At 39.8% G+C, this 8,497-nt stretch carries 6 protein-coding genes; all 6 read right to left on the bottom strand.

Annotation, left to right across the window (positions count from 1 at the left end; genetic code table 11):
* Positions 1-341 precede the first annotated feature (341 nt).
* The gene (locus G586_RS0114990; RefSeq protein ID WP_026528387.1) at positions 342-1,379 is read right to left on the bottom strand and encodes a M42 family metallopeptidase; all 1,038 of its coding nucleotides are present in this window, start codon (positions 1,377-1,379) and stop codon (positions 342-344) included.
* Positions 1,380-1,645: 266 nt separating this feature from the next.
* Complete coding sequence (locus G586_RS0114985) at positions 1,646-2,545, bottom strand: carbohydrate ABC transporter permease (protein WP_026528386.1); 900 nt, start codon at positions 2,543-2,545, stop codon at positions 1,646-1,648.
* A gap of 14 nt (positions 2,546-2,559) precedes the next feature.
* Positions 2,560-3,501: an ABC transporter permease gene (locus G586_RS0114980; protein ID WP_026528385.1), complete on the bottom strand. Its 942-nt coding sequence runs from the start codon at positions 3,499-3,501 to the stop codon at positions 2,560-2,562.
* A 138-nt stretch (positions 3,502-3,639) separates the two neighbouring features.
* Positions 3,640-5,379 (bottom strand): extracellular solute-binding protein, encoded by a 1,740-nt coding sequence (locus G586_RS0114975; protein WP_026528384.1) that lies wholly within the window; start codon positions 5,377-5,379, stop codon positions 3,640-3,642.
* Positions 5,380-5,520: 141 nt separating this feature from the next.
* On the bottom strand, positions 5,521-6,630 hold the full coding sequence (locus tag G586_RS0114970) for a response regulator transcription factor (RefSeq protein WP_026528383.1): 1,110 nt from the start codon (positions 6,628-6,630) through the stop codon (positions 5,521-5,523).
* Entirely contained in the window at positions 6,608-8,413 is a 1,806-nt protein-coding gene (locus tag G586_RS0114965; protein ID WP_026528382.1) for a sensor histidine kinase, read from the bottom strand. Before G586_RS0114965 ends, G586_RS0114970 begins: the two co-directional genes overlap by 23 nt.
* Positions 8,414-8,497: the final 84 nt, after the last annotated feature.

Raw genomic sequence — 8,497 nt, 5'->3', positions numbered from 1 at the left:
ATGATTTCTGTTTTTTGCGGCCGACATATTCACTATTCCAAATCCTAAATACAATTTTTTTCTTGCATAACCGCGGCCGCATTTAATGATTTCTGCTTTTTGCGGCCGCGATTTTTGCTATTTTAAGCTATTCGAAACTCCATTCCAAATCTATTTATTGTATTTGAAAAAAATTGTCCGATTCATACTCCGAGTACAAAACAAGGAGTGCGCGATTAAGCACACTCCTCAAATATTTTACAGTATCGTATACAGCGTAATTATACGCTTATTGCTCTCTCCAAGGAAAGGCATTTTCATTCTAATTTTATCTTATAGCTTCTCATCCAAAGAGAGGCGTTTCATTTCGCTATATACTCAGCAAGCAATCTGTATGTATTTTTTATGCCATCAATATGTGTTCTCTCATAGCCATGGCTCGCTCTTGTGCCGGGACCTATCGCCGCATGTCTGATATCAAAGCCTGCAACCAGTGCGGGATCTGCATCTGTTCCGTAGTGAGGTGTAAATATGTCAGGGACATAATCAGCGCCTGCTTTTCTTCCTGCATCCTCAAGTTCCCTTATCATATCAATGTTGTAAGGGAAGCGGCTATCCATGCAGAATACGGAAACCTTGCGCTCTGAGCTTGTCTGCTCGGGTCCGATACAAGCAATATCCAAAGCAAGGAAGTCCTTAACATCCTCGGGGATGAGTGATCCGCCGTGACCAATCTCTTCATAGAAGGAGATGTAGAGATAGACTTTTCTGTTTAATTCAAGCTTGCCGTCCTTAACATCATGGAGAAGCTCCATAAGGATTGCGACAAGTGCCTTGTCATCAATGAAGTGTGACTTTATATATCCGCCTGCATAAGTGAATCTGGGCTCCACAGCGACATAATCACCTATTTCTATACCAAGCTTTCTAACATCATCAGCACTCTTTACATCCTCATCGAGAACTACAAATGAGTTGGTGTCAAAAGAAGCAACCTCTTTGTTTAGTTCATCCTCGGTAACATGAACAGATGCATTTTTTCTCTGAACGCAGCCTGTGATCACTTTGCCTGAACGAGTGTGGATACGAACGTTCTCACGCTCTGTGTGATAGGCGTAGAGGCCGCCGACTTTATATACCTTAATAGTGCCATCATCGTTGATATGACGAACCATCATGCCGATTGTATCACCATGTGCAGTTATAAGAAGAGGATTGCCCTCGCCGCCGATTTCAGCTAAAATTCCACCCTTGTGAAGAGTAGTTGTTTTAAAACCAAGATCCTCTATTTCCTTTACAAGATAATCCTGGAGCTCATGATACTGTCCAGTCACTGAATCGATTGACAATTCCTTTTCGAGCTCTTCAAGATAGCGTTTTTCATTGATTTCGTAGCTCATATTAAAAATACCTTCCTTAATGTTTCTTAGCCCCGTAAATAGCCGAATATTACGCAAATGGCATATGCTATTTGCTCTTACTTTATCGCACAGGCTATCGACATAGGCCACCAAATCATCATAATGAAAAAACCCAGGAAAATCAAATGAATTAACAACAATGATGTCTTACGTTAAACCACAATACTCGGCTTTTTTCTATTAATCCAAAAAAGGAGCAGCCGAAGCTGCCCCTAAACTATTAGTGTTTTTAAACTATCCAAAGATCACTCTTTTACGCCACCGATTGTAAGACCGGTAACAAAGTATCTCTGAAGGAACGGATACAGGCAGATGATGGGAAGCATTGTTGCTACCGTAACTGCTGCACGAATTGTAATAGGTGTAATAGTGTTTGCACCGTTTTTCGCACTTTCTGCACTACCGCTCTGCTGCATAACTGATGAAAGCAGCTTCATAAGCTCATACTGAAGTGTTGTGTATTCTGTCTTCATACGGTTATAAAGCATTGCATCAAACCATGAGTTCCACTGCCATACAGCAATGAACAGCGCAACTGTTGCATATACAGGCTTACTCAAAGGAGAAATAATATCCTTGAAAATTGTCCAATATCCTGCGCCGTCAAGCTGTGCAGACTCTTCCAAACTTTCCGGAATACCTTCCATGTAGGTTCTCATAACCAGCATGTTAAAAGCACTGATCATGCCGGGAACCCAATATACATGGAATGTTCCTGTAAGTCCAAGATTCTTGTAAAGGAGGAAGATCGGGATCATTCCACCGTTAACATACATTGTAATAACCCAGAATAATGATAACTGTGATCTAAATAAAAATCTCTTTCTACTTACAACAAATGCAAGAAGTGCATTTGCAAAAAGAGATGTAAGTGTAGCCACAACTGTTCTTAATACTGTAATCCTTGCACCAATCCAGATATTCTGCATAGCAAACACTGTCTGGTAATTCTTCATAGAAATCTTACGAGGCCATAAATAAATACCACCTCTGACAGCATCTATACCATCATTGAATGACAGCGCAACTGTATTCAAAACAGGATAAAGTGTCACTACTACAAAAACAAATAAGAACACTACGACAAATATCTCAAATACGAAATCACTTATCGGTTTTCTTACTCTATATTCTTTCTCATTCATCGTTTTGCTCCTCCTTAGAATAATCTCTGCTCACCGTGTCTCTTTGCAATGGAGTTCGCTATAACGATGATTGCAATACTTACGGCACTCTTAAACAAGCCCGCAGCGGTACCAAGAGAGTAATCGTTCTGTGAAATACCCCACTTCAGAACGTAGATATCGATAGTCTGTGAAACAGACTGTACAAGACCATTACCAAGCAAGTACTGCACTTCAAATCCGGCATTTAATACGTTACCTACATTCATAAGAAGCAAGATCATAAATGTGGGCTTAATGCCCGGGAAAGTAATATATCTGATCTTTTGTAATCTGTCTGCGCCATCAATTGAAGCTGCCTCATATAAAGCAGGATCTATAGCTGTGATAGCTGCAAGATAGATTATTGCATTCCATCCTGTCTCCTTCCAGCAGTTAGCAAATGCTACTATAGGCCAGAAATATTTAGGATGAGCAAAAAAGTTAATAGCCTGATCAATAAATCCAAATCTCAAAAGCAGATCATTGATGATACCGGTTGATGATAAAGATACATGAAGAATACTGGTAACAACGATCCATGATAAGAAATGAGGAAGATATGAAATTGTCTGAATCGGTTTTTTAATCCAACCTTTTCTAACCTCATTTAAAAGAATTGCAAAAAGAACTGCCATAATCGTGGTGGTAACCAGATTAAGGACACCCATTGCAAAGGTATTTCTGATAACCTTTATAAATACTTCATCTTCGAAGAGGAACTTAAACTTGTCTAATCCTACAAATTTAGAACCGAGGAGTCCATTCTTTGGCTTGAAATTCTGGAAAGCCATGATCCATCCTGTCAAAGGCCAATAATAGAATACGATTCCATATGCTACTACAGCAATGGATACAGCTATAAGGAATTTCTGACGCTTCATTTCCTTAAGTGTGGCCTTCATATCCATTTTTTTACGCGTATTGTTTTGGGCCATAAATTCACTCCTATTACACTTTTTTCAAAAAACCATTTCCTTTTTTCCAAAAAAAGGCAGCAACATTGTTTCTGTCGCAGTTGCTGCCTTTTCCCCAGTAAATATATTATTAACTGTTTATTCCAAGTTAATTATCAATTACTTGAAAGTATCAAGAATCTCCTGCATCTCTCCAAGGAAGTCCTCAGGCTTGCATGCATTGTATGCATCCATATACTCAGCCCAGCCCTTCTCGAAGTCTTCAGCCATTACAACCTTAGGAAGCCACTCATGCTTGCACTCACCCATCTTTGCCCAAGCAACACCACCAGGTGTCTCTGTTGTGAAGTTGTTTGAGTATGAGTACATCGGGAACCAAGGTCCGTTTGTCTCAACTACAGAACCGATCATCTGAGGATATGTTGTTACACCATATGCTTCAAAGCATGCCTTAAGGGGAGCTGCCATATCAACCATGAACTCTGAAGGCTGCTCTTCAGGCTTGTTAGCATTCTTGCCATCACGAGATGTGCCGTGCCACTGAGGGAAGTAAGAATACTGACATCTGTGAGAAGCCTGGTAAGAAGTATCTGCCCAGTTCATTCTCTGCTCGTCTGTACGATAGTATAAACCGTCGTCATCTACCTCATAGTCAACGCCTTCAACACCCCAGAATCTAAGGTCATGAAGTTCCTGATCCATAGCACAGTCAACGATGAACTTGAATGCCTTCTCAGGATCCTTACAATCCTTTGTGATTGCGATACCAGAAGCCTGGTTAACTGTATCATCATATGTGTGCCATCTGTTTTCCATACCGGGCTTTGTTGTAAGTCCGAGCGGAACATAGTTGCAGCCCTTAGCATCAAGGCCTGTCTGCTTGAAGGAATCGTTAACGTTGTTTGCGAAATCCCACCACTGGTCAACCATACCAAGTACACGACCAGTTGAAAGCTTAGCGATATACTCATCATATGTCTGAGTGAATGACTCAGGATCAACGAAGCCCTTGTTGTACTCTTCGTTAAGCTTCTTGAAGTAAGCGATTGTATCTTCTGATGTGTTGTAATCCTTGATTGTCATGTCTGTCTTGTCTACGATTACAGAACCATCATTAGGATATCCTGCAAGGAACTGACCTGCGTTCTCAAGACAGAAATATCTCCAGTCTTCGCAAAGGATTGTGTAAGCAAGGTTCTCTGTGCCATCTTCCATTGTAGGATTAGCTGCGATGTAATCCTCAAGAAGCTGGAAGTACTGATCCATTGTCTCAATCTTCGGATAGCCAGCCCACTCAAGTACTCTTACCTGAATCCAGAAAGCTTCATCATTGTGAGTTGTTGCTTTACTCTCACCCATTGTGTTTCCGAAAGGATTGATCCAGTAAATGTGTCCATCAGGCTGACGGAATTTCTCCCACTCTTCCTCTGTGAACCATTCATTTTTGAACTCAGGATACTTGTCGATGTAATCATCAAGCGGAACAAGAGCGTCCGCATCAACAAGAAGGTTCATTTCATCAGAATCGATGAAATCAGGATATTCGCCACCGGCGATAAGTGTACCGGTTGCTTCAGAAGCTGTCTGGCCTGTAAGCCATGTCTCCTTAACCTTAACACCATACTTATCAGCGATCATCTGAGCAATCTCATTGTCATCGTTGATCTCAGAACCAGGCATTGTGATGAACATTGTGAAGTCTGTCACCTCACCTGATGCTGTATCAGCTGCTGTATCAGCTGAAGCATCGCTTGACTCACTGCTGGTCTCTGTTTTTTCTGTTGTGCCTGCTGTGTCTCCACCTGATGGTGTTGTGTCTGCTGATTTGCCACATCCGGCAACAACAGAAGCCATCATTACAGCACTCAAGAATAGTGATACTACTTTTCTTCTTTTCATTGTAATCCTCCCACTTTTTTCATTACCCTTAGAAAGGCAACCATTTTCTAAGAAATAGTCTAATATAATACGGTTTTCTTGCCCCCCTACAAAGTCAAAAAAAAGACAGGACAAATTCTAGTGATTTATCCTGTCTTTTTATTAATTCGAAAATTCGCTTCCGTTTTTCCTGTATTTTGATGGAGTACATCCTTTGATAGCTATGAATTTATCAATAAAATAATCCGTATCGTGATAACCGACACTTTCAGCAATCCTGCCTATCTTTTCATCTGTCTTAATAAGCAATGAAGCCGCCTTGTTGATCCTTACGGAATTCAGGTATTCCCTGAAGGACATACCATACTGCTTGCGAAACAACTGTCCAAGATAAGAACTGTTTACATAGTATTTTGCTGCAAAATCTTTGAGAGTAATATTTTGAGCATAATTCACGTTCAGTTCTTTTTCAATATCATGTAATACTCCCTTGGATACCGTACTTCGCAGGTTAACGAGATATCTGGCATATTCAGCCGCAAACTGCTTAAGATGTAAGATTGACCCCATCTCTGTACCATTCATGAGAATATTATCGGAGATATACATCATAACAACCTCCTGATTGATACTCTCATCAAGCTCTACTGCAAGATGAAGCAGCCTGAATATCAGATAATGCTTATTAACATTTATCGCTTGTTCAGATAAAGCAATTCCTTCCTCGGAAATCTTCAAAAAGAGCGCATCAATGCTACTATTTGTCTTATTTCTGTCATTATGCTCTATTCCCTGAATGATACCATCCAGCTCATCCTTTAATAAAACAGTACCCTGCTCAGGTCTGTCAGATATCCCGGAATTTTCGTAGTTTACAACTTCACCGCTCTGGGTCGCTCTTTTTTTATTCTTCACCTTATCTATTACTTCGATAAGGCCATCAGCGCTGACAGGCTTTAGCAGGTAGTCAAGAGCTTCGTATTTTATTGCCGACTGTGCATATTGAAAATCATTGTAGCCACTTAATATGACAAAATAAGCGGAGGATAATCCTTCTTCACGGGCGGTCCTTATCAGCTCTATTCCAGTCATTACCGGCATTTTAATATCAGTAATGACAAGGTCGACATCTCCTTGCTTTAAATACTCCAAAGCCTCCTCTCCATTAGAGGCTTTGGCAACTATCATACAATCGTATTCTTTCCAATCGATGAGAACCGATAAACCTTCTAATATAAATGGTTCATCATCAACCAACATCACCTTTATCATCTATACTTTTCAGCCTTTCCGAAGGAACAGTGATTGTTATAAATGTTCCAACGCCTTTCTCACTTTCAAGACTAAAACGCGCAGCAAGTTCTGTACTCATTCGGAGTCTTAAGCAAGCGTTTAACATACCCACGTGCGAGCCCTTCTTAACATCTTCCAAAGTGCAATTATTCATTCTGTCATTTAAGTACATGACTTCTTCATCAAGCATTCCGCTTCCGGTGTCTTCGATTTCCATAACCAAAGCATCTTCATTCATGTAAACCCTTACACATATATAGCACGCTGCTGTCTTACCTTCCATACCATGTACGCAGGCGTTCTCTACAAAAGTAACAAGAGTAAGCTTTGGAACAAGAAAGCTTTTGCAGTCATCTCTGACACTTATTTCAAACTTAAGCTTTTCACCAAAGCGGTACTTCTGCAGTTCAAGATAAGATTTTATGAATCTGATCTCATCTTCTATTGTAGAAGTATCTGTAGACCAGCTGACATTCTGTCTTATCAGAACAGCCAGCTTCTCTATCATGGACGCTGTCTCTTTTTCACTTTTAATGACACTCCTCATCCTGATATTTTCCAGCATGTTAAAGAGGAAGTGAGGATTTATCTGTGAATGAAGAGCCGACAATTCCGCAGTCTGCCGCGCAAGCTCCATCTCCTGCCGTTCAAGCTTTGCCGTATAATTCGTCCTGATGAGGGTGTTCTGCCTCTCAACCATTCGGTTATATCCACGTATAAGAAGACCAATCTCATCATTTCCGGGTTTTTCTTCATCTATTCCCGTATTGTTATCTATGTCAGCTTCATCAAATGCCTTGGAAATTCTATATAATCTTACCGCAAAAGACTTATTGATAAACTTGATAAGTACTATCGGAGCCAAAAGATTAAGCATGAGGAGCATTACAATTATCAATGCATGATCTCTCATTATCCTTTTAAAAGTGCTCTCATTTCCGGAAATAATAATCCTAAGGTTCCTTCCATAAATATTCCATGGAGTTTCGAAGTCTATCTTAACATCTTCTCCCAGAGTCTCATAGTCCATGTTAACACTCTTTTGCAAAGGACTAGACAGAAGAATCCTGTCCCCTTCGCATACATAAACATTATACTCGAATGGAATATTCTTCAGTTTTCGCTGGATTACACCAAAATCAAGATCCGCATACACCATCATGTCTCTTTTATACCATGAATAGTTGTCGAGCATTCTTATAACAGCGATCCTCTTTTTATTGGAAATACTCCTGACATCTTCTGTTGGATAGTAAAAAAAGACTACGATGGAACTCTTTGAAGCAAGGAGGTCACCCAACCTTATGTATTTAATATCCTTAAGGTTATAAAAATTACCTCCATTTACGATTCCCGAATTGTCACTACAGAGTATGATGCTGCTAAGTGCAGATTCCTTACCGCCATCAAGAGGTTTTATAATGCTTTCCGTGATTTTATATTTCTTTTCGAAGAAATCAATTTCAGATTCAAAATCATCATCAAGAAATTTATAGACATTTTCATCGAGATATATCTTATTTATTGCTGTAACCGCTTCATCAAAAGAACTGCTCACAAGATAGCGAACAGAATCCGATAAGCTCTGCATACGGTACTCTTCTTCCATATTCTCATAATGTTCCAGAAGTCCAAACACTATTCCGTCAGTTAAAACAAGCGGAATGATCATACATATAATGTATACAAGAAGAAGCTTATTCCTTATGCTTAAGTCATTAAGCCATCCATAAATATATCCACTGATCTTTTTAAAACGCATTTTACTTCCCCATCCCCAAATTCGAGATGATATAACCTTCCCAATTACTTTTTTAAAAAAGAGAGACTGAAATGATTGATATCA

The organism is Butyrivibrio sp. VCD2006 (assembly GCF_000423925.1).
GTDB lineage: Bacteria > Bacillota > Clostridia > Lachnospirales > Lachnospiraceae > Butyrivibrio.
The sequence above is the reverse complement of the archived record's forward strand: the minus strand, read 5'-3'. Positions and strand labels throughout refer to the sequence as shown.

What these genes read in the sequence shown, in the direction of transcription:
- G586_RS0114965 (WP_026528382.1), bottom strand. Translation starts at nt 8,413, where the DNA reads ATGCGTTTTAAAAAGATCAGTGGATATATTTATGGATGGCTTAATGAC.
- G586_RS0114980 (WP_026528385.1), bottom strand. Translation starts at nt 3,501, where the DNA reads ATGGCCCAAAACAATACGCGTAAAAAAATGGATATGAAGGCCACACTT.
- G586_RS0114975 (WP_026528384.1), bottom strand. Translation starts at nt 5,379, where the DNA reads ATGAAAAGAAGAAAAGTAGTATCACTATTCTTGAGTGCTGTAATGATG.
- G586_RS0114990 (WP_026528387.1), bottom strand. Translation starts at nt 1,379, where the DNA reads ATGAGCTACGAAATCAATGAAAAACGCTATCTTGAAGAGCTCGAAAAG.
- G586_RS0114985 (WP_026528386.1), bottom strand. Translation starts at nt 2,545, where the DNA reads ATGAATGAGAAAGAATATAGAGTAAGAAAACCGATAAGTGATTTCGTA.
- G586_RS0114970 (WP_026528383.1), bottom strand. Translation starts at nt 6,630, where the DNA reads ATGATAAAGGTGATGTTGGTTGATGATGAACCATTTATATTAGAAGGT.